Source organism: Glutamicibacter sp. PAEs-4 (assembly GCF_051161755.1).
Taxonomy (GTDB): Bacteria; Actinomycetota; Actinomycetes; order Actinomycetales; family Micrococcaceae; genus Glutamicibacter; species Glutamicibacter nicotianae.
This window is the reverse complement of the sequence record NZ_CP195017.1, coordinates 454,814-474,420: the sequence shown is the minus strand read 5'-3', so window position 1 is coordinate 474,420 and position 19,607 is coordinate 454,814. Positions and strand designations below refer to the sequence as shown.

Sequence of the window (19,607 nt, the reverse complement as noted above, 5' to 3'; positions counted from 1 at the left end):
CCGGAAGCTACTGTGGAGAGTATGAAAGCACAAGCGGCCGGCGCTCTGGGCGATGCCCGTGGACGGCCCCTGCACGACCTGCGGATCTCGGTGACTGACCGCTGCAATTTCCGCTGCGTGTATTGCATGCCCAAGGAGATCTTCGGGCGCGATTTCGTCTTCCGCGAGCGCTCCGAGCTGCTCAGCTTCGAGGAAATCGAGCGGCTGGCTCGTATCAGCGTTTCGCTGGGGGTCACCAAGCTGCGCCTGACCGGAGGCGAGCCGCTGCTGCGCCGCGGAATCGTGGACCTGGTTAGCATGCTTTCGAAGCTGAAGACCCCCGAGGGACAGCCGGTGGATTTGGCGATGACCACCAACGGCTCGGCGTTGCCGGTCATGGCCCAGAAGCTCAAGGACGCGGGGCTGCGCCGTGTCACCATCTCGCTGGATTCTCTGGATGACGAGAAGTTCAAGGCGATCAATGACGTGGATTTCCCTGTGTCCCGGGTGCTGCACGCCATAGATGTGGCTCAAGAGGTGGGCCTGGGTCCGGTGAAGATCAATACGGTGGTCAAGCGCGGGGTCAACGATTCGGAGATCCTGTCGCTGGCCGAGCATTTCCGCGGCACCGGTGCGATCCTGCGCTTCATTGAATACATGGATGTGGGCACCACCAACGGCTGGAAGCTGGACGAGGTGCTGCCTTCTTCCGAGGTTGTGGCCATGGTCAATAAGCGCTGGGCGCTGGAACCGGTCAGCAAGACCGAGCCGGGTGAAACCGCCAACCGCTGGCGCTACACCGACGGCGCCGGGGAAATCGGCGTGATCTCCAGTGTCACCAATGCCTTCTGCGGCAATTGCTCGCGCGCCCGGGTCTCGGCCGAAGGCCAGCTGTACACCTGCCTGTTCGCCGGCTCCGGTTATGACCTGCGCGCCCTGATGCGCGACGGCATCAGCGATGAGGAGTTGGCCAACGCACTGGCCGGACACTGGCGCAAGCGCGACGACAATTACTCCGAGCTGAGGGCCGCGCTTACCCCAGGGAACCGCAAGCGCATCGAGATGTCCTACATCGGGGGCTAGCCCATCGATTTCTGCCCGTCCAAGGATTCGCGAATGATGTCCGCATGCCCGGCGTGCTGGGTGGTTTCCGCAATGATGTGCAGCAAAGTGCGGCGCACCGACCAGTGCGTGTCGGTGAACCACGGGGCAGAGGGCAATTCGTAAACCGTGTCCAGATCGATTTCTGCCAGCAGGGCATCGGTGCGCTCGGCTACCAGGGCGTAGTTTTCCAGGAGCTCGTCCAACGTCTCGTGTGGCTGCATGCTGAATTCGTTCTGGAAGGCTTCGATCATCTCCGAGGTCGGTTCGGAGAAGTCAATGCCGTCCCAGGCCATGGCGGCCCGCCCTTTGACCATGAATTCCTGCCATTGCTGCTCGACTCCGGTCACATGCTTGATCAGCCCGCCGAGGGTCAGCTCGCTGGCGGTGGTTCGAGTGGCTGCCTGCTCATCGCTGAGGTTCTGGGTGGTGAACCGCAGGAAATGCCGGGCATTGGCAAGGGCCAGGAACAGGTCGGCGCGTTCCCCGGTGAGGGTGGTGTTGGTGTTGGCCATGGTGCTCATGGTTTCCTCCTGGCATAAGCTGCAGCGGGTATTTCCAGCTGGTAGTAACCAGAGTAGAAGCCAAAAGTGCCATTTTTTGTCCTAAATCAAGGCAGACTTGTTGCATGAGTACCAGCACCAGATTCCTGCGTTTGCTGTCCCTGCTGCAGACCCACCGCTACTGGTCCGGGGACGAGCTGGCTGAACGCTTGGACGTCAGCCTGCGCACCGTTCGCCGCGACATCGACCGGTTGCGCGACTTGGGCTACCCGGTGCAGGCGGATCGCGGTGTGGGCGGCGGCTACCAGCTGTCTTCTGGCGCCGCACTGCCTCCGTTGGTGCTTGACGACGAGGAAGCGGTCGCGCTGGTTGTCGGACTGCAGTCGACGGTCCACGGCGGCGAGGATGCGCTTGCGGAGGCGGGGCTGCGTGCCCTGTCCAAAGTGGTCCCGGTGCTGCCTTCCAAGCTCCGGCAGCGGGTGCAAGCGCTGGCTTCCAGCACCGTCCCGCTGAACTCCCCGACTTCCTCACCTGATTCCGTGGACCCGGCAGTTCTGGTGGCTTTTGCCCAGGCATGCCGCGACCATGAACGAATCGCCTTCGACTACAAGGATGCCAAGGGAGTTGCGAGCTCGCGCAGGGTCGAGCCGGCCCAGTTGGTGAATGTCGGCAACCGCTACTACCTGGTGGCCTTCGATCTGGATCGCGATGATTGGCGCAGCTTCCGCGTGGACCGCGCCGAGAACGCAGATCCGCGGGCGTTGCGCTTTGCGCCGCGGCAGATCCCCGGCGGCGATGCAGCCCAGTTTGTCCGCAATGGGCTGCGCGGCTCCGGAGTGCAACCAGTCAGCGCACGGGTGCACTCCAGCGCGAAAGCGCTGGCACCCCTCATTGGCCGGTGGTTCGAGATCGATCCGATCGATGACCGCAGTTGCATGGTGCGCACCGAGAATGCCGATTTGCGGTGGGCGGCTTTCGGGCTGGCGCTGAGCGAAGCACCGGTCAGCGAGGTGCAGCCCGCGGAATTGCGGGAGTTGCTGTCGGAATGGTCGGCCAGACTTGCACAAGAGCCTGGCACGTAGAATTCCACCTGTCGAAACCAGCTAGCTGCTGTGCTCGCCGAAAAATGCCGTACGATTGCTCGCTGGCTTGGAAGCCGCGCGCAATGAACAGACCACGAAACGTGGGCTTGTTGAACCGTGAAGCGTCAACCTGGTGACTTGGCTCGGCTGCTGGTCGATTCAATTGCGCCGTTGCCAAGATTAATTGCTTTCGAAGCTGGCCATGGCCACGCCCCCGCGAAGTCCGGATCTCCACGTGCTAGCGCACGGAACCAACCGAATTGTTAAAGCCCCACCCATTCGGAGCTGCCGGAAGTGAAGTGCTGCTTTTTCCAGATCGGCACCTCGGCCTTGATGCGTTCCACCAGGTTCTCGATGGCATCGAAGGCTTCCTTGCGGTGCGCTGCAGCCGAGGCCGCCACCAGCGCCGCATCTCCGATGGCCAAAGGTCCTACGCGGTGCACTGCTGAGAGCTTCAGGCCAGTGCGTTCTTCTTCCTCGGCGATGATCTTTTCCAGGAACTCTTGTGCCTGCGGGTGGTGGGAGTAATCCAAGGAATTCACCGACTGGCCGCCATCATGGTTGCGGATGATGCCATGGAACATCACCAAGGCTCCCGATGTATCGGATTCCACGGCAGCCTTCACCGCAGCTTCATCGATCGGTTCTTCGGTAATCAGTGCGTAGCTCATGCTCAAGCTCCTTCAATGTCTGCTGGTTCTGCTAGCAAGTTCGGGGCAACTTCGGCCAGGGCCGGCAACCCGCCGTCAAGATAATTTGCCTTGATGCCTCGTGTGGCGAGCAAGGATGCCGCGCGTTGCGAACGCGGTCCGCGTGCGCAGTACACGGTGACGTTTTTAGGGATCTGTTCCAGCTCGGCACCGGATTCGATCGCCGCTTCCAGCTGGGGCAACGGCAGGTGCAGGGACCCTGCAATATGCTGCTGTGCGCGTTCGTCCTCGTTGCGCACATCCAGCAGCACCGGCGCATCCGCACCGGCCAGTGCGTCGGCGAGCGCTTCGGCGCCGACGGATTCGGCCTCCGGCAGCGATCCGGCGCAGAAGAGCACGTAGTCGATCAGCCCGGAGATTTCGGGGGCTTGCGGGTCGCGGGAGTACTCCAGGGTGCGGGTGCTGGCGGCCAGCGCATCATAGATCAGCACCTTGCCCACCAGCGGCTGGCCCAGTCCCGCGATGAGCTTCAGTGCTTCGGTGGCGAGCAGCGAACCGATGGTTCCGCATAATCCGGGCAGCACTCCCCCGGCCGCGCAGTCCGGGATGGTGCCCGGGGCTGGAGGAACCGGGAAGAGATCGCGGTAGCCCGGACCTTGCTCATGCCAGGCCACGGAGACCTGACCGTGGTGCTGCAGGATGGATCCCCAGATCAGCGGGATGCCGGTGAGCTGCGCAGCATCATTGGACAGGTAACGGGTCGGGAAGTTGTCGCTGCCGTCGATCACGAGGTCATAATTCGCAAAGATCTCCAGCGCATTGGAGGAATCCAGGCGCAGGTTGTGCTCGATGATCTTTACGTTCGGATCCAGCGCGGTGGCCGCCTGGGCCAGCGACGCGGTCTTGGATTTGCCGATATTCGCGGTGGTATGGGTGACCTGGCGATGCAGGTTGGACAGTTCCACCACGTCGTCATCCACGATGCCAATGGTGCCTACCCCCGCCCCGACCAGATACGGGATGCAGGCGCTGCCCAGGCCTCCGGCGCCGATCACCAGCACGCGGGCGGCGGCCAAACGGCGCTGGGATACCTCATCGAATCCGGGCAACGAGAGCTGGCGTGCGGCCCGCTTAGCCTGTTCGCCGCTGAGTTCCGCACCGGGTGCGACTAGGGCTGGGAAGTAGCCTTCGCTCATCATCGTGTCCTGTTCGCTCTAGCGCGATAGCATGAAGTCATGTCGAAGATCACGATACGCTACTTCGCTGCCGCCGCGGCGGCGGCGGGCACCGAGCAGGAAACCTGGGATCGGCCGGAAACCCTGGCGCAGCTGCGCACGCAGCTCATCGACACCCACGGGACCGAGATGGCCCAGGTGCTGCGTGCCGGAAGCTTCCTGGTCAACGGTGTGGTGCGCCGCGATGCCGGCGAGCTGGGTCCGACCGGGGAGCTCACCGTGGACGTGCTGCCGCCTTTTGCAGGCGGATAGCCCATGACCTGCACCCTTGAAAACCATCGCGCCGAGCTGGCTAGCCTGCTCAAACCGGTCTTCGATTCGCTGGGCACGCAATGGCTGCCCGTAACCAGCGAGCAGCTGTGCGACCGGATCACCAGCGAGGACACCTTCGCCGTGCTTCCCATCCCCGCGTTCACGAATTCCCAGATGGACGGCTACGCCGTACGCAGCGCAGATCTGTTGTCCGCGGCACCCGATGCCCCGGTCTCCCTGCCCTTGGGCTTCACCGCCGCCGCTGGGGACCCGCAGCTGGAGCTGCAGCCGGGCACCGCCAGCCCGGTGATGACCGGCGCAATGATCCCGGCCGGAGCCGACACCGTCATACCCGTGGAGGAAAGCGCCGCCGGAACCTTTCCCGAACTCGTGCGTTGCGGCCACGGCACTCCCAGCGGCCAGGCAGCATTCACCGCGCCGAGTCCCGAAGGGCGCTTCATCCGCCCGGCCGGCGTGGATCTGGCAGCAGGCGCCCTCGTGGCACCGGCCGGCACCCGCTTGGCCCCTGCAATGATCGCGGCCCTGGCTTCCAGCGGGCTGACCGAAATCCCAGTGCGCCGCGCCCTGAAGGTGGCGCTGTGCACCACCGGCGATGAGCTGAGCAATGGCCAGCTGGCCGAAGGGCAGATCCCGGATGCCAATTCGCCGATGCTCGCGGCCCTGCTGCGCCGGCACCAGGTCGAGGTCCGCACCATCCAGCTGCCCGATGATCCGCAAGGCTTCGTCGCGGCCATCGACGAGCTGCAGGCAGAAGTGGACCTGATCGTGACCGTCGGAGGCATCAGCGCCGGCGCCTACGAGGTGGTCCGCCAAGCCCTGGCCGAACGCGGCGGCAACTTCCACCACGTGGCCATCCAGCCCGGCGGCCCGCAGGGCTATGCGCAGCTGGACGACGCAGTGGTGCTCTGCTTCCCGGGCAACCCGGTCAGCGCGCTGCTCTCGGCCGAGCTGTTCCTGGTTCCGCTGCTGCGGGAATTCAATGGCCTGCCCGAGCCTCGGCCCGAGCAGTACCTGCTGGCATCCGATGCCAGCTCCCCCGAGCACAAGCACCAGGTGCGCAGGGCAGTGATCCGCGATGGCCAGGTCACCATCCTGGATCCGGGATCCCATCTGGTGCACGACCTGGCACGCGCCGACGCGCTGGTGCACATCCCGGTAGGCGTCAGCCAGCTGGCCGCCGGCCAAAGCATTGAAACTTGGAGCATGAATGTCTGAGAAACTCACCCACCTGCGCGAAGACGGCAGCGCCCACATGGTCGACGTCAGCGACAAGGCGGTCACCAAGCGCGTGGCTACCGCGGAGGCCATCTTTGCCACCCGCCCGGATGTCATCCCGATGCTGATGACCGGAGACCTGCCCAAGGGCGAGGCGCTGGGCACCGCACGCATCGCCGGCATCATGTCGGCCAAGCGGACCTGGGAACTGATCCCGCTGTGCCATCCGCTGCCGATTTCCAAAGTGTCCATTGATTTCACCGCCGAGGAATCCGCAGTGCGCGTCACCGCCCAGGTGACCACCAAGGGTGTCACCGGAGTGGAGATGGAAGCGTTGACCGCCGCCAGTGTCGCCGCGCTGACCCTCTACGACATGGTCAAGGCCGTGGACAAGCACGCCGAGGTCCGCTCGGTGAAGGTGCTGTCCAAGTCCGGAGGCAAGAGCGGGGACTGGGTTCGTGGAGACTAGCCGCACAGCGGCGGTGGTGGTCGCCTCGACCAGCGCCGCGGCCGGCAAAGCAGAAGACAAGACCGGCCCGCTGATCACCCGGTGGCTGTCCGAGCGCGGTTTCGACACCGGGCAACCGACGGTGGTAGCCGACGGGCAGCCGGTGCGTTTCGCCGTGGATGAGCTGCTGGCCAATGGCAGCCAGGTAGTGATCGTCACCGGCGGGACCGGGGTCTCGCCCGATGACCAATCCCCCGAAATGGTTGCCCCGCTGCTCGATGTCCAGCTGCCCGGTATCATCGAGGCCATCCGCCGGCGCGGAGAGGCCTCAACCCCGATGTCCATCATTACCCGCGGGGTGGCAGGATTCGCTGGCAGCAGCTTCGTGATCACGCTGCCCGGATCCACCGGCGGAGTGAAGGACGGGCTGGCGGTCCTGGAACCGATCCTTGAGCACCTGCTGGCCCAGCGCAGCGGCGTCGGTGCCGGGCACGGCTCGCGCTGAAGTTTTCCTGCATCCCAATTGACCAGAAAGGCCGCCACGGTGAGCATCGAACCCGGCATCTACCAGCATTTCAAGGGACAGCGCTATGAGGTGCTGGCCGTGGGAAAGCACAGCGAGACCGAAGAGCCGCTGGTCTTCTACCGCAAGCTCTACGATGACTACAGCTTCTGGGCCCGGCCGCTTCAAATGTTCGCGGAACACGTTGAACGCGACGGCTACAGCGGACCGCGGTTCGCCAGGATCGCATAGGTCCGGTCGCGGAATTCCCTGGCTCTACTGCGAGTCGGCCTCGTTATAGCGTGCCAAGGCTTCGGCAAAGGTGGAGATCTGCTCTTCGCTCCAGCCATCCAGGCGGTCGGCTACCGCGGCGCGGTGCACTGCGGCGGATGCCTGAAGCCGATCGCTTCCCAGCTCAGTCAGTTCCAGTACGCGCCCGCGCCCTGATTCGGCAGCGTCATAGGCGATGTATCCCAACTCCAGCAGCGTGCCCACTTGCCGGGAAACTGTCGACCGGTTCAGCGAGAATGCCTCGGCAATGTCGGTAGCCCGGGTTCCGGGAGTATCGGCAATGAAGCGCAGCAGGGAATGCTCCACGAGCGTCAACGGCTCGGCCAGCTGGCGGGAGCGCGAATTTGCCCGCCGGGTAATCAGTTGCATGTGGTGGAAAATCGATTGGATGTCGGCTTCGCGCTGTTCCTTGCCCATGTACCGAGTCTAGTACCCAGGGCTTCATCGGAATCTTAAAGTTGCATCATGCAACATTAAGAGTATTCTTGGGTGCTGATGACTCTCACCGACACCACCCCGCGCCCATCCTCCGACTCCACGCAGACCGTCTCCGTGGACGCAAAGCCGTCCCCTGCACCCAAGCGGGCATCGCTGGGCTGGGGAAAGCTGGCCTTGACCATGCTGATCCCGTTCTTCCTGTGCGCAATCATGGGCTTGTTCTATCTGGGCGCGTTCCATGCGCCCAGTCCGCACAACGTGCAGGTAGCAGTCGTCGGCGGTTCCGCGCAGTCCAAGGTCTTCGCCCAAACCTTACAGGATGAATCCGACGGCGCCTTGGGAGTGCGCACCGTCGCTGATGCCGCGCAGGCTCGGAAACTGGTCGGACAGCGCGAGCTCGCGGCCGCCTACGAAACAGGCAACGGCACCGCAACGCTGTACATTTCCAGCGCAGCATCGGAAACGTCGGCGAATATCGCCCAGAAGATCTTCATGGACGTGGCCTATGAGCAGGACCTGCCCTTGCGCATCGAGGATGTCGTGCCCACGGGAGCGCAGGACACCACCGGGCAGGGCCTGTTCTTCCTGCTGGTTGCATTGAGCATTGGCGGCTATGCCAGCGCCGTTCCGCTGGCCGGGTTCATGGGCAAGGTCAAGCTGCCGGTGCGCCTGGTCCTGGCGGCGGTCGCCGCCGCAGTGGTTGCCACGATCGCAGTGATCATCGCAGGCCCGGTCTACGGGATCATCGAGTCCCGGTTCACGGGCATCTGGTTGACTTCCTGGATTTATGCCTCCGGCATCACCTTGCTGGGTCTGGGCCTGCATCCGCTGCTGCGCCACTGGACCACCCCAGTGCTGACGCTATGCTTCGTCGCGTTGAACTTCACGAGCTCCGGCGGCATCTTCCAGCCCCAGATGCAGCCCGGCTTCTATGGTGCACTGAACTCGTTCTGGAATGGCGCAGGGTGGCTGCATGCTGTGCAGACCCTGGTCTACTTTCCCGAGCAGTCCATTAGCATGGATATCCTGCGGCTGCTGTTGTGGCTCATTCCCGGGATCCTGCTGGTGATCCTGACCCACGCCTGGAGCGTGCGCAGAACCCGCATCGCGAACGAGCATGCCGCGATCCAGGACGTCGAAGAGGCTGTCGCGGCCTAGCCGGCAGGCAGTCTTGATCGTGCTTTGGCCAGCGCGCGCCGCAGTCCGTCGACCGCATCACCCATCGCCGGGGTGCCGGCATCCTGGAATGATCCCATGCCGCCTTGGTAGTGCCGCATCGCCTGCGCCGCAGCGGCACGCAATTCCTCACGGGTCGAGACCTGCCCGAACAGCTCGCCGAGCGACTGTGCCACGCCCGCCCGCTGCGCATCGCCGTCCATTGCCGCCGCCTCGCGCAGATTCGAGATGGCTTGCCGGATCTCGCGCAGGCGTTTCTCTACTGCGTGCATGCTTCTAGGCTAGCCGCCGCCTTGCTGCCGGCGCTATTTGCCCAGCGCGGCGCGCACCTGTGGCAGGACTTCTGTGGCCAGCAGCTCGATGGAACGCAAGGTCCGCACCTGCGACAGGCCGCCCAGACCCACCTGCGCCAGGAAACGGGTGTGGCCCAGGATCTCGTGCTCCCACAGGATCTTGTCCACGATTTCTGCCGGGCTGCCGGCAAAGAGCGCCCCGCGCGGGGAGGCCCATGCCTCAAAGGATTCGCGATCCAGAAATCCTGCACGCGGCATGTTCTGCCCGATGTAGGAGCTGTAATGCGGGTAGAAGCTGTTCCGGGCGCCCTGCGAGGTTTCCTCGGCATAGAAGTGCGAAGTTACCCCGATGCGTCCTGGCTCGCGCCCGGCTTCGTGCGTGGCACGGCGATAGAGCTGGGCCAGTGGCCCGAAGCGTTCAGGTGCGCCGAGGATCGCCAGGTACAGCGGCAACCCTAGCCGGCCGGCACGCACCGCCGAGGCCGGCGTGCCGCCTACGGCTGCCCAGATGGGCAGTTGCTCCTGAACCGGACGAGGCCAGACCCCCGCCTCATCCAGCGGCGCGCGGGTGTTGCCGCTCCAGGTCACGGGGTTTTCGTCGCGGATCTTCAGCAGCAGATCCAGCTTTTCCTCGAAGTACTCGTCGTAGCGTTCCAGCGACTGGCCGAAGAGCGGGAAGGATTCCAGGTACGCCCCGCGGCCGGCGGTGATTTCGGCGCGGCCGCCGCTGATCAGGTCCACGGTGGAAAAGTCCTCGAAGACGCGTACCGGGTCGGCTGAGGAAAGCACCGTGACGGTGCTGGTCAGCTTGATGTTCCTGGTTTGCGCTGCGGCGGCCGCGAGCACTACCGGAGGGACGGACACCGCGAAGTCCTCGCGGTGATGCTCGCCCACGCCAAAGACGTCCAGTCCGGCCTGGTCTGCGACCCGCGCCCATTCAAGGATGTCGCGCATCCTGGTGGCCGCATCGATGGGCTTACCGTCGGCATCCCTGGTCAATTCCCCGAAGGTGAAGATGCCGATTTCAAAGGGCGCGCCCTGGCTCATGCGTTGCCTGCCGCCATCGCATCCAGCTGCGCGGAAATATGGCTGCGCACGTCGTACAGCTCATCCATGTTGATGCCGTGGGCCAGCCCCGGGTAGGTCCGTTCATTCAGGGTCGAGTGCTCGGGCAGGAACCCGGCGGTCCGTTCGATGGCGACCGGGGCGATGACCCGGTCTTCGGTGCCGCGGCCCCAGAAGACGGCGGGTCGCTGGGCGGCGATGATTTCATCGGCTGGCTGGGTGCCGCCAAGCACGAAACCGCCGAGGATCGTGGTGGCCAGGACGCGCTCGGGACGGGTGCGCAGCAGCTGGCTGGCCATCAGCCCGCCCTGGGAGAAACCGACCGGAATAATCTTGGTGGAGGCGTCCGCATTTGCGTCGATCCAGGCCCAGATGGCTGCGGTGGCCGCTTCCACCGGTGCCGCGTCGGGGACGCCCGGTGTGGTGAGCTGGAACCAGGCGGCCCCGCCGTGGCCCAATTCCAGCGGTGCGCGCAGCGAAGCCCACGGCAATTGAAGGCCCAGCGGTTCGGCCAGCGAAGCCAGGTCGTGCTCATTGGAGCCGAAGCCATGCAGGAAGACCAGCACGGCGCCGGATTCCGCGGCGTCATCCCAGTTGGAAGAACGCACATCGCTCAACAGGTTGCTCATGGCAGGTCAGCTCCTCATCAGTTGCCGGGGGCAGTGCCGGAGGCGGAAGTTCAGCTTTCACGGCAGCCTTCCCGGCAATGTTCATAGTCCAAGCATACTGGAATTGATTGAAGATACAAGTAAATTTTTTCAATCCAACTCGTCACATACACCCGACCAGGCCCGTTCGGAATTTCTGAAGCGAGCTACACTGCGATCCTGCTCACCCTCTGCCAAGAGCCGCGCGGCAGCAGTACGAACCTGCTGGTCAACAAAGATAATCCCGGCCCGGAATCGGCCCGAAGCGAATGCGAAAACTCGGGGATTCGCCTTGGCGGAATCATTGAATCCGGAGGTATCCTATCCCACTTCACGCAAGAATTCGGCGGCAGAAAATTCTGGACAGCGATCAAAATTACTGTGATCATTTCGTTTTACTACTGGCCGGTAGCAAGTTTCTTCCAACTTTTACCCGAAGGACAACCATGCAACGACGCATACTCTCCGGTCTGGGCGCACTGTGCCTGGCCGCCGCAGCACTCGCCGCTCCGGCCGTCGCGCCAAGCCCGGCAAGCACCGCGCAAGCCGGCACGGTTTCCACTCTTGGCATCAGCCCAGTGGGAGCCAACGACTGGGACTGCACGCCCGATGCAGAACACCCCTACCCCGTAGTCCTGGTTCACGGCACCTTTGAAACGATGGACCTCAACTGGATCTCCCTGTCTCCCAAGCTCAAGCGCAACGGCTATTGCGTTTTCGCACTGAACTACGGCTTTGAAAACGGGCTTTCCGGGGCCGCGCATGTCCCCGACTCGGCGGCCGAACTGGGCGATTTCATTGACAGCGTCCGCCAGGCCACCGGTGCCAAGAAAGTGGACATCGTCGGGCACAGCCAAGGCGGAATGATGCCGCGCTGGTACATGGGCCACATGGGCGGTGCGAAGTACGTCAACGACCTGGTGTCGATCGCCCCATCCAGCCACGGCACCCAGGGCATCCTGGTCCCGACCGCCACTGGTGTGGCAATTGCCAACAGCATTGACACTTGGATCTGCGATTCCTGCGCCGACCAGGTGTCCGGCAGCGACTTCATGACCGAGCTGAATGCCATCGGCGACACCGTTGCCGGCCCGGACTATACGGTAATTGCCACCAAGTACGACGAGATCGTCATGCCCTACAAATCGCAGTTCCTGAAGGGAGAGAGCGAACAGGTGACCAACGTCCTGCTGCAGGACAAATGCCCATTGAATATCTCGGGACACCTCGGCGTGAACGTTGATCCGGTGGTCCATCGCTGGGTGCTCAACGCCCTGGCCACCGATGGCCCGGCAGACCCCGGCTACCGCCCATCCTGCTACCTGTAAGCAGGCCAGTACGCGTCCCGGCATCGCCTCCCGGTGCCGGGACGCACCCGGAGCACCCCTAGGCAGTGCGCCAGCCAGCTACTAGATTGGTGGCCATGGACGTACTTTCCAGCAGGGTGCTGCTGCGGCCGGTGGATCTGGCCGCAACCCAGAGGTTCTACCGCGAAGTGCTGCAGCTGGCCGTGGCCCGGGAATTCGGTCCGGCCGAGAAACCAGGCATGGTGTTCTTCCTGGGCAATGGCCAGCTGGAAGTCTCCGGGCGCAGGGCGCCTGGCACGCCCTCCACCTTGGTGCTCTGGATGCAGGTGCGGGATGTGCGCGCGGAACTGGAACAACTGTCCGCCCGCGGCGCGAAGGTGCTCCGCGAGGCATGCCAGGAGGACTGGGGCCTGGTCGAGGCATGGATCGAGGATCCCGACGGAACCAGGGTCGTGCTGGTGCAGGTGCCGGCAGATCATCCGCTGCGCCGGGACGTGCGCGGGCCGCGAAAATAAAAGCTGGCGTGCGTGCCGTGCCCGTGGCAAGCTGAAACCGAGCGCCGCTGAGGAGGTCGGCGGCCCGTGGAAAAGGGGCATGCCATGCGTTTCGACCCGTCCAGGACTGCAGTGGTGTCCATCCACAATCAAAAGGACATCATCGGGCCCGATGGCGCCTTCGCGCACCTGTTCCACGAGCAGTTCACCGCCCGGAACGTGGTGGGCAAACTGTCCGGGCTGCTGGAGAAGGCCCGCGCGGCCGGCGCCACCATCATCTACACCCGTATCGCCTTCGCCCCGGACTACAGCGACCTGGTGCCCAATTCCCCGCTGCTGCAGCTGGTGCAGCAGGCAGGCGCCCTGGTGGACGGCACCGAATCGGCGGCCATCATCCAGCCGCTGCTGCCTGGCCCCGGCGACGCGGTGATCACCAACCAGCAGGTCGGCGGCTTCGGCACCGAACTAGCTGGGCTGCTCGAATCCGGTGGCATCGACACCCTGCTGATTGCCGGGGTGGCGACGAATATCTCGGTGGAAAGCACCGCCCGGGCGGCTGTGGACCACGGCTGCCGGGTAGTGATCGTGGAAGATGCCTGCTCGGCGGCCGCCGAGGCCGCCCATGCGGCGAGCATCGAATCACTCGGGCTGCTCGCCACGATCACCGGCTGCGCCGACATCCAATGGGATCCGGCCGCTGGCTGATCCACGGCGGCCGCTAGCGGCTGGCGGCCAGCGCCTCGCGCACCTGCTGCGCGGCTTCGAGAAGCCGCGGCAGCACCGCCTGGGCGGCATCCTGCGCAGTATCAGCGGTATTCGGATGCACGCTCATCGACACGTTCATCGCGGCCACTACGGTGCCATCGGCGCTGAATACCGGCACCGCCACCGAGCGCAGCCCGATTTCCAGTTCCTGGTCCACCACCGCATAGCCCTGGGCGCGGATCTTCTCCAGTTCCTCGCGCAGCGCAGCCGCATCTCCAATGCCCAATCCGGTCATCGACTGCACCCCGGCGGACAGCACCTCCTGCTGGATTTCCGCCGGCTGGTGGGCCAGCAGCACCCGGCCCATGGAGGTATTGGCCGCAGGGAAGCGGGTGCCCACCGAAATGCCTACCCGCATGATCGAACGGGTATGCACGCGGGCGATGTAGACGATATCCGAACCGTCAAGGATGGAGGCGGAAGCCGATTCGTGCACGGCGGCCGAGAGTTCCTCGAGCACCGGTTCGATCAACTGCGGCAAGGTGGCGCTGGACAGGTAGGCATAGCCCAGCTGCAGGACCTTGGAAGTCAGCTCGAAGTGCTTGCCGTCGGTGCGCACATAGCCCAGATCCACCAGGGTCAGCAGGAACCGCCGGGCGGTGGCCCGGGACAGGTTTGTCCGGGCGGCGACCTCGGAGAGGGTCATCGACGCGTGTTCTGCGTCGAAGCTGCTGATGACCGCCAAGCCCCGGGCCAGTGACTGGACCGATGCGGTTGGTGCTGCCTGCTCGCTCACCGTGCTCCTTGCGCGTGCTCAAATGATTGCGGGGTGCGCGTCCGGGTTCCCCGATGCGCACCCCACTAATCTACTGTGTCTGCTATGCCTTGGTCAGTTCCACCGGGACCTTGGCTGCCAGCTGATCGAAGCTGATGCCATGGGTGGACCGCACGAAGACCTTGGAATCGCGCAGCTCGAAGACCGCGACTTCGGTGTAGATCCGCGAGACGCAGCCCAGGCCGGTGACCGGGTAGCTCAGCGCCTCGACGAGCTTGGATTCACCGGCCTTGGTGAACAGGCTCATCATTACCCAGGTCGCCTTGGCGCCGATGGCCAGGTCCATGGCGCCGCCCACGGCGGGGATGGCGCCTTCGGCACCGGTGTGCCAGTTGGCCAGGTCGCCGTCCTTGGAGACCTGGAAGGCGCCGAGCACGCACACATCCAGGTGCCCGCCGCGCATCATCGCGAAGGAATCAGCGTGGTGGAAGAAGGAGGCGCCGGGCAGCTCGGTGACCGGGATCTTGCCTGCATTGATCAGGTCCTCGTCGATGTCCTCGCCGGTGGCGACCGGGCCCATGCCCAGCATGCCGTTCTCGGTGTGCAGGGTAACCCCCTGCTCCTTGGTGAGGTAGTTCGAGACGTTGGTCGGCTGGCCGATGCCCAGGTTCACGAAGGCGCCGGCCGGGATGTCGGCGGCCACCAGCTGCGCCATTTCATCGCGGGTGAGCTTCGCCTCGGTGGTGCTGAATGCGCTCATTACTTTTCCCCTCCCAGTTCCACCACGGTATCCACGAAGATGCCCGGGGTGATGACGTTTTCCGGATCGATGGAACCGGCCTGCACGACCTCGTCCACCTGGACGATGGCCGCCTTGGCCGCGGTAGCCATGATCGGGCCGAAGTTCCGTGCGGTCTTGCGGTAGACCAAGTTGCCCAGCGTGTCGGCCTTCAGCGCCTTGATCAGCGCGAAGTCCGCATGGATCGGGGTTTCCAGCACATAGCCCTTGCCATCGATGATGCGGGTTTCCTTGCCCTCGGCCAGCAGCGTGCCGTAGCCGGTGGGAGTGAAAAACCCGCCAATGCCGGCCCCGGCGGCGCGGATGCGCTCGGCCAGGTTGCCCTGCGGCACCAGTTCCAGCTCGATTTCCCCGGCCCGGTAGGCCGTATCGAAGTGCCAGGAGTCGGACTGGCGCGGGAAGGAGCAGATGATCTTCTTCACCCGGCGCTCCTTGATCAGCAGGGCCAGGCCGGCATCGGCCTGCCCGGCGTTGTTGTTGACCACCGTCAGGTCGGTGGCGCCGCACTCCATGAGCGCGTCGATCAGTTCCATCGGCTGCCCGGCGTTGCCGAAGCCGCCGATCAGCACGGTGGATCCGTCGGTGATCTCGGCGACGGCGTCCGCGGCCGAGGTGGCAATACGTGGTGCCATGATGCTGCCTTTCTACAAGCTACTTGGTTGCGTTCACGTTCTCGACGACGACTGCCAGCCCCTGGCCCACGCCGATGCAGATCGCGGCGATGCCGTATCGTTCGCCGGATTCCTGCAGCCGGCGGGCGACGGTGCCCAGGATGCGCAGGCCCGAGGCGCCCAGCGGGTGGCCGATGGAGATGGCCCCGCCCCAGGCGTTGACGATCGCCGGGTCGATATCCCAGGCGCGGATGCAGGCCAGCGACTGGGCGGCGAAAGCCTCGTTCAGTTCCACCGCGGCGATGTCCGACCACTTCAGGCCGGCCTTGGCCAGCGCCTTGTTGGCCGCCTCGACCGGTGCGAAGCCGAAGAACTGCGGGTCCAGGGCGGCAGCGCCGTTGGAGACAATGCGGGCAATCGGGTCTGCGCCCAGCAGTTGCCCGCCGCGCTCGGAGCCGAGGAAGGCGGCCGAGGCGCCGTCGCTCATCGGCGAGGCGTTGCCGGCGGTGACCGTGGCGTTCTCCCCGGTGCGGAAGACGGTGCGCAGCTTGGAGAGGGTTTCGGTGGTGGAATCGGCGCGGATGGTCTCGTCGCGAGTGACTTCCACCCCGCGCTTGGTTGCCGGCGGCACCGGAACCACCAGGTTCTCGTACTTGCCGGCCTCCCAGGCGGCGGCTGCCTGCTGGTGCGAGCGGGCCGAGAACTCGTCCTGGTCCTCGCGGGAGATGTTGTGCTTCTCGCGCAGCTGCTCGGTGGCCTCCCCCAGCGACACCGTCCACTGACCCGGCATGGCCGGGTTGACCAGGCGCCAGCCCAGGGTGGTGTTGGCCAGTTCCAGGTTGCTCATCGGGAACGGGCGCTCGGTCTTGGGCAGCACCCAGGGGGCGCGGGACATGGATTCGACGCCGCCGACCAGGACCAGGTCCGCGTCGCCGGTGGCGATCTGCCGGGAGGCGGCGATGGAGGCATCCAGCGAGGAGCCGCACAGGCGGTTCATCGTGGTGCCCGGCAGCGAGGTGGGCAGGCCAGCGAGCAGGGTGGCCATGCGGGCCACATTGCGGTTTTCCTCGCCGGCGCCGTTGGCGTTGCCGAAGATCGACTCGTCGATTTGCGCACTATCCAGCTGCGGAGCACGGGCTACCAGTTCGCGCACCACGTGGGCGGCCAGGTCGTCGGGACGGTGGCTGGACAGGGAGCCGCCGATTTTGCCGAATGGCGTGCGGATTGCGTCGTATAGGTAGGCCTGCTGCATCGTCTCACTGCTCCATCGCTATAAGATGTTCACATCGTGAACTTATGTTCGTATATTGAACTTTACCAGTTTCCACCCATCGGGCACAAGGGTTTGGCCAGTTCCACCTGTTCGCTGTGCGAACTTTTGGTCACCATGCGAATGAGGTGCTAGTCTCACTTGGTCATGAACTGCATCACTGCCATGGCGTCGCGTCTTCGAAAGGATCAAGATTGTCCGCGCCCACCACTAGCACCTCCCCACAACGACTCGGTGGCTGGATCGCCGTCCTCTGCTTTTTCATCGTGGTCTTCGAGGGCTACGACATCGTCGCACTGGGCGCCACAATCCCGATGCTCACCGACCCGGATGTCGGCGGCTTCAGCGTCGGAGCCATGAACTGGGTCAACACCTTCTCGCTGATCGGCGTGGGCGTGGGCGCCGCATTCATGGGCCGCTTGGCCGACCGCTTCGGGCGGCGCCGCCCACTGCTGCTCGCAGTGCTCGTCTTCTCGATCTTCACGCTGGTCTTCCCGCTCATGCCCTCGGCGTTCATGATGGGCCTGGTGCGCTTCATCGCGGGCCTCGGGCTGGGCGGCTGCATGCCGGTGGCGCTGGCGCTGATGCAGGAGAACGCGCCGGTGGGACGCCGCGCGCTGGCCAACAACTTGCCGATGGTCGGCTACCACCTCGGCGCGGTGCTGGCCTCGCTGGCTGGCAAGGCCGCCGGCGTGCACTGGTCGCTGCTCTACTATCTGGGCGGCGGCCTGGGCCTGGCGCTGCTGGCGCTGCTGTGGTTCAAGCTGCCGGATAGCGAAGTGGCTGCCGCGGATGAACGGACCTCGGCAATGGATGTGCTCAAGCCCAAGTACCTGCGCAGCTCCATCGGCTTGTGGATTGCCGCCTTCATGGGCCTGGTGCTGGTCTACGGCCTGAATGCCTGGCTGCCGAAGATCATGGGCGCTGCCGGCTACCCGGTGGCCGATTCGCTGACCATGCTCTTCGTGCTGAACCTCGGCGCGATTGCCGGCCTGATCATCAGCGCCTACGCGGCGGATGCCAAGGGCATCAAGCTCATCTCGCTGCTCTGGTTCGCCGCGTCCGCGGTGTTCCTGCTGCTGCTGGCCGTGCCATTCGGCAGCCAGGTGCTGCTCACCGCGATCCTGTTCGTCACCGGCATCTTCGTGTTCAGCGCCCAGTGCCTGATGTATGTCTATGCCGGGCACGTGTACCCGCGCGACATGGTGGCCACCGGCATCGGCCTGGCCTCGGGCATCGGCCGCTTCGGCGCCATCATCGGCCCCTACGTCACCGGCCTGATGGTTGCCGCGGGTACCGCCTACCCGGGCGCGTTCTTCCTCTATGGCGGCGCGGCTCTGATCGCAGTCCTGGTCATCGCGCAGATCCCGAAGCCGAAGAGCGCGTAGCCGCGCGCAGCAGCTGTTCCCTGCAAGCAACGCCGGGCCCCTTCCCAAGGGGCCCGGCGTTCTTCATGCCGCGATCGAGGCGCCTTTCACCTGTGCACTGCTATTGGGCGTTGAAAGCGACATCCAGCGGCTGCCACCCGGTGGTTTCGTCGAACTCCGGCTCCTGCACAGCCAGCCGGCAGATCGATCCGATGAAGGTCCCATCCTTGTCGTAGGCGACCTCGTCCCAGGTGCTGTCGATGCCCTGGCAGGACACCGGCTCAATCTGGCCGCTCGCCTTACCCTCGGAATCGAGCATCTCGCCGGCGGCGCGTTCCATCCCGAAGTTGGCAAAGGCCACCTTGTCATCGCCATCTTCTTCCTGGAACTGGTCCAGGCTGCTGGAGATCTCGACGATGCTGAACTGCCCGTCGGCAATGCTCCCGCCCTCGGCGTACACCCGGTCGATTGCGGCGATCTGCTCCTGGCACAGCGAGCAGTCCGGAGCGGAGAATTCCTTGAGCGACGCAGTGTCTCCGGTGGCCACCGCATGGTTCAGCAGGGCTACCCAGTAGTCTACAGCGGCTTCAAGGCCCTCCTCAGTTTCCTCTTCCAAGCCCGCAGGCGGTTGCGGCGCCTCGGCAGCCTGCTGCGCAGGATCCGAGCCGGATGCCGCCGTGGCGTCCGGCTGATTGCCGGCACCCTCCTCGGATACTCCGACGCAACCGCTGACGGCCAGCGCCACGGCAGCCGACAGCGCAACCAGTTCCACTTTATGAATTCGAACCATGTCCACCCGCTCCTCAATAGGTACACCCCCACCTGCAACCGACAATACATCAATCGGTTGGAAAATATGATGCCGAGAGGCTAATTCATTCTCCGCTTCTTCGGCCTACTGGCCGCGGCCTGGAGTGGGCGGTGTAGGAGGCTGCTGATCGGGCGGATTGCCGGGGGCCGCGGCGTCCGGGGCGAGCATCGCCCACAGGGAGAATCCAAGAATGACCGCGGCGGCAACGACGAATACCCGCCAGTTGACCTTGGGACCGGGGTGCTCGAAGAGTCCCCCGGGCCCCTTGCTCAGTTCAGCACTGGTGATCGGCGCCCTGAATTCCTCGGCTTCGGGGTTCCTCGGCTTCTTGCTGACGCCGAACTTGCCGCCCAACGGTAGGATTCGGCTTCTCATTTGGATCCGGCGACGTGCCGCTGTGCTCTGCCATCATGTCCTCCCGGAAGTCCTGGTGCAATCACGGCTCCGGATCCCCTCGTCCGCCTGTACTGCGCCACTCGCCCGGCGGGCGCGTGGCCCCCTCCGCAAGGCCGTGGTCATCGGTGTACCTGTGCTCAGCCTAGGCACGTTGCGGTTTGCGGGTCTAGCATC

25 protein-coding genes are annotated in these 19,607 nt (G+C 64.7%); 12 read left to right on the top strand and 13 right to left on the bottom strand.

All coding sequences use genetic code 11. The features are described from left to right. Positions 1–21 precede the first annotated feature (21 nt). Positions 22–1,062: a GTP 3',8-cyclase MoaA gene (gene moaA / locus ACR9WD_RS02305; protein WP_149596259.1), complete on the top strand. Its 1,041-nt coding sequence runs from the start codon at positions 22–24 to the stop codon at positions 1,060–1,062. Here moaA and ACR9WD_RS02300 read toward each other — a convergent pair. Beyond that, positions 1,059–1,604 (bottom strand): DinB family protein, encoded by a 546-nt coding sequence (locus ACR9WD_RS02300; RefSeq protein ID WP_434922635.1) that lies wholly within the window; start codon positions 1,602–1,604, stop codon positions 1,059–1,061. The genes moaA and ACR9WD_RS02300 overlap by 4 nt on opposite strands. Positions 1,605–1,708: 104 nt before the next feature. Between ACR9WD_RS02300 and ACR9WD_RS02295 the strand changes: the two genes are divergently transcribed. Next, positions 1,709–2,665 carry a helix-turn-helix transcriptional regulator gene (locus ACR9WD_RS02295; RefSeq protein ID WP_434922634.1) on the top strand — a complete coding sequence of 319 codons (957 nt, stop codon included), beginning with the start codon at positions 1,709–1,711 and terminating at the stop codon, positions 2,663–2,665. A gap of 263 nt (positions 2,666–2,928) precedes the next feature. On the opposite strand, the gene ACR9WD_RS02290 is transcribed toward ACR9WD_RS02295, so the two are convergent. Both ACR9WD_RS02290 and ACR9WD_RS02285 read right to left on the bottom strand, forming a co-directional pair. Next, a complete protein-coding gene (locus ACR9WD_RS02290; protein ID WP_223308871.1) occupies positions 2,929–3,336 on the bottom strand; it encodes a molybdenum cofactor biosynthesis protein MoaE in 408 nt (135 codons plus the stop codon). A 2-nt stretch (positions 3,337–3,338) separates the two neighbouring features. After that, entirely contained in the window at positions 3,339–4,511 is a 1,173-nt protein-coding gene (locus tag ACR9WD_RS02285) for a ThiF family adenylyltransferase (protein WP_434922633.1), read from the bottom strand. A gap of 39 nt (positions 4,512–4,550) precedes the next feature. Here ACR9WD_RS02285 and ACR9WD_RS02280 point away from each other — a divergent pair, with 39 nt between their 5' ends. Genes ACR9WD_RS02280 through ACR9WD_RS02260 form a run of 5 tightly spaced genes read left to right on the top strand, consistent with a single transcriptional unit; the run spans position 4,551 to position 7,240 of the window. Then, positions 4,551–4,802 carry a MoaD/ThiS family protein gene (locus ACR9WD_RS02280; RefSeq protein WP_073707444.1) on the top strand — a complete coding sequence of 84 codons (252 nt, stop codon included), beginning with the start codon at positions 4,551–4,553 and terminating at the stop codon, positions 4,800–4,802. Positions 4,803–4,805: 3 nt separating this feature from the next. Then, a complete protein-coding gene (locus tag ACR9WD_RS02275) occupies positions 4,806–6,038 on the top strand; it encodes a molybdopterin molybdotransferase MoeA (RefSeq protein WP_434922632.1) in 1,233 nt (410 codons plus the stop codon). Continuing rightward, on the top strand, positions 6,031–6,507 hold the full coding sequence (gene moaC, locus ACR9WD_RS02270; protein ID WP_434922631.1) for a cyclic pyranopterin monophosphate synthase MoaC: 477 nt from the start codon (positions 6,031–6,033) through the stop codon (positions 6,505–6,507). The genes ACR9WD_RS02275 and moaC overlap by 8 nt, the downstream gene beginning before the upstream one ends. Continuing rightward, positions 6,497–6,991, top strand: coding sequence for a MogA/MoaB family molybdenum cofactor biosynthesis protein (locus ACR9WD_RS02265; protein ID WP_038992429.1), 495 nt, complete (start codon positions 6,497–6,499; stop codon positions 6,989–6,991). Before moaC ends, ACR9WD_RS02265 begins: the two co-directional genes overlap by 11 nt. A 39-nt stretch (positions 6,992–7,030) precedes the next feature. Further along, on the top strand, positions 7,031–7,240 hold the full coding sequence (locus ACR9WD_RS02260; protein ID WP_038992430.1) for a DUF1653 domain-containing protein: 210 nt from the start codon (positions 7,031–7,033) through the stop codon (positions 7,238–7,240). A gap of 24 nt (positions 7,241–7,264) precedes the next feature. Here the strand turns inward: ACR9WD_RS02260 and ACR9WD_RS02255 are convergent, their stop codons facing one another. Continuing rightward, a complete protein-coding gene (locus ACR9WD_RS02255; protein ID WP_038992432.1) occupies positions 7,265–7,696 on the bottom strand; it encodes a MarR family winged helix-turn-helix transcriptional regulator in 432 nt (143 codons plus the stop codon). 78 nt (positions 7,697–7,774) lie between these two features. Between ACR9WD_RS02255 and ACR9WD_RS02250 the strand changes: the two genes are divergently transcribed. Continuing rightward, a complete protein-coding gene (locus ACR9WD_RS02250; RefSeq protein ID WP_434922630.1) occupies positions 7,775–8,875 on the top strand; it encodes a hypothetical protein in 1,101 nt (366 codons plus the stop codon). On the opposite strand, the gene ACR9WD_RS02245 is transcribed toward ACR9WD_RS02250, so the two are convergent. Genes ACR9WD_RS02245 through ACR9WD_RS02235 form a run of 3 tightly spaced genes read right to left on the bottom strand, consistent with a single transcriptional unit; the run spans position 8,872 to position 10,880 of the window. After that, complete coding sequence (locus ACR9WD_RS02245; protein ID WP_434922629.1) at positions 8,872–9,165, bottom strand: hypothetical protein; 294 nt, start codon at positions 9,163–9,165, stop codon at positions 8,872–8,874. The two genes, ACR9WD_RS02250 and ACR9WD_RS02245, sit on opposite strands and share 4 nt — an antisense overlap. Positions 9,166–9,198: 33 nt before the next feature. Next, positions 9,199–10,233, bottom strand: coding sequence for an LLM class flavin-dependent oxidoreductase (locus tag ACR9WD_RS02240; RefSeq protein ID WP_434922628.1), 1,035 nt, complete (start codon positions 10,231–10,233; stop codon positions 9,199–9,201). Next, entirely contained in the window at positions 10,230–10,880 is a 651-nt protein-coding gene (locus tag ACR9WD_RS02235; RefSeq protein WP_434922627.1) for an alpha/beta hydrolase, read from the bottom strand. Before ACR9WD_RS02235 ends, ACR9WD_RS02240 begins: the two co-directional genes overlap by 4 nt. Before the next feature lie 464 nt (positions 10,881–11,344). Between ACR9WD_RS02235 and ACR9WD_RS02230 the strand changes: the two genes are divergently transcribed. From ACR9WD_RS02230 to ACR9WD_RS02220, 3 genes are all read left to right on the top strand, one after another. Continuing rightward, a complete protein-coding gene (locus ACR9WD_RS02230; protein ID WP_434922626.1) occupies positions 11,345–12,226 on the top strand; it encodes a lipase family alpha/beta hydrolase in 882 nt (293 codons plus the stop codon). A gap of 95 nt (positions 12,227–12,321) precedes the next feature. Further along, positions 12,322–12,720, top strand: a complete 399-nt coding sequence (locus tag ACR9WD_RS02225) for a VOC family protein (RefSeq protein ID WP_434922625.1) — start codon at positions 12,322–12,324, stop codon at positions 12,718–12,720. Positions 12,721–12,804: 84 nt separating this feature from the next. After that, positions 12,805–13,404 (top strand): cysteine hydrolase family protein, encoded by a 600-nt coding sequence (locus ACR9WD_RS02220; RefSeq protein WP_434922624.1) that lies wholly within the window; start codon positions 12,805–12,807, stop codon positions 13,402–13,404. A 13-nt stretch (positions 13,405–13,417) separates the two neighbouring features. On the opposite strand, the gene ACR9WD_RS02215 is transcribed toward ACR9WD_RS02220, so the two are convergent. From ACR9WD_RS02215 to ACR9WD_RS02200, 4 genes are all read right to left on the bottom strand, one after another. Then, complete coding sequence (locus ACR9WD_RS02215; protein ID WP_073707437.1) at positions 13,418–14,200, bottom strand: IclR family transcriptional regulator domain-containing protein; 783 nt, start codon at positions 14,198–14,200, stop codon at positions 13,418–13,420. An 82-nt stretch (positions 14,201–14,282) separates the two neighbouring features. After that, positions 14,283–14,939 carry a 3-oxoacid CoA-transferase subunit B gene (locus ACR9WD_RS02210; RefSeq protein WP_038992440.1) on the bottom strand — a complete coding sequence of 219 codons (657 nt, stop codon included), beginning with the start codon at positions 14,937–14,939 and terminating at the stop codon, positions 14,283–14,285. Then, positions 14,939–15,610 (bottom strand): 3-oxoacid CoA-transferase subunit A, encoded by a 672-nt coding sequence (locus ACR9WD_RS02205; RefSeq protein ID WP_423299557.1) that lies wholly within the window; start codon positions 15,608–15,610, stop codon positions 14,939–14,941. Before ACR9WD_RS02205 ends, ACR9WD_RS02210 begins: the two co-directional genes overlap by 1 nt. A 19-nt stretch (positions 15,611–15,629) precedes the next feature. Then, the gene (locus ACR9WD_RS02200) at positions 15,630–16,841 is read right to left on the bottom strand and encodes a thiolase family protein (protein ID WP_121866094.1); all 1,212 of its coding nucleotides are present in this window, start codon (positions 16,839–16,841) and stop codon (positions 15,630–15,632) included. A 212-nt stretch (positions 16,842–17,053) separates the two neighbouring features. Here ACR9WD_RS02200 and ACR9WD_RS02195 point away from each other — a divergent pair, with 212 nt between their 5' ends. Beyond that, on the top strand, positions 17,054–18,247 hold the full coding sequence (locus tag ACR9WD_RS02195; protein WP_434922623.1) for an MFS transporter: 1,194 nt from the start codon (positions 17,054–17,056) through the stop codon (positions 18,245–18,247). Positions 18,248–18,347: 100 nt separating this feature from the next. Here ACR9WD_RS02195 and ACR9WD_RS02190 read toward each other — a convergent pair whose 3' ends face one another. Continuing rightward, a complete protein-coding gene (locus ACR9WD_RS02190) occupies positions 18,348–19,016 on the bottom strand; it encodes a DUF6318 family protein (protein ID WP_434922622.1) in 669 nt (222 codons plus the stop codon). 105 nt (positions 19,017–19,121) lie between these two features. Next, positions 19,122–19,412: a hypothetical protein gene (locus ACR9WD_RS02185; RefSeq protein WP_434922621.1), complete on the bottom strand. Its 291-nt coding sequence runs from the start codon at positions 19,410–19,412 to the stop codon at positions 19,122–19,124. Positions 19,413–19,607 lie beyond the last annotated feature (195 nt).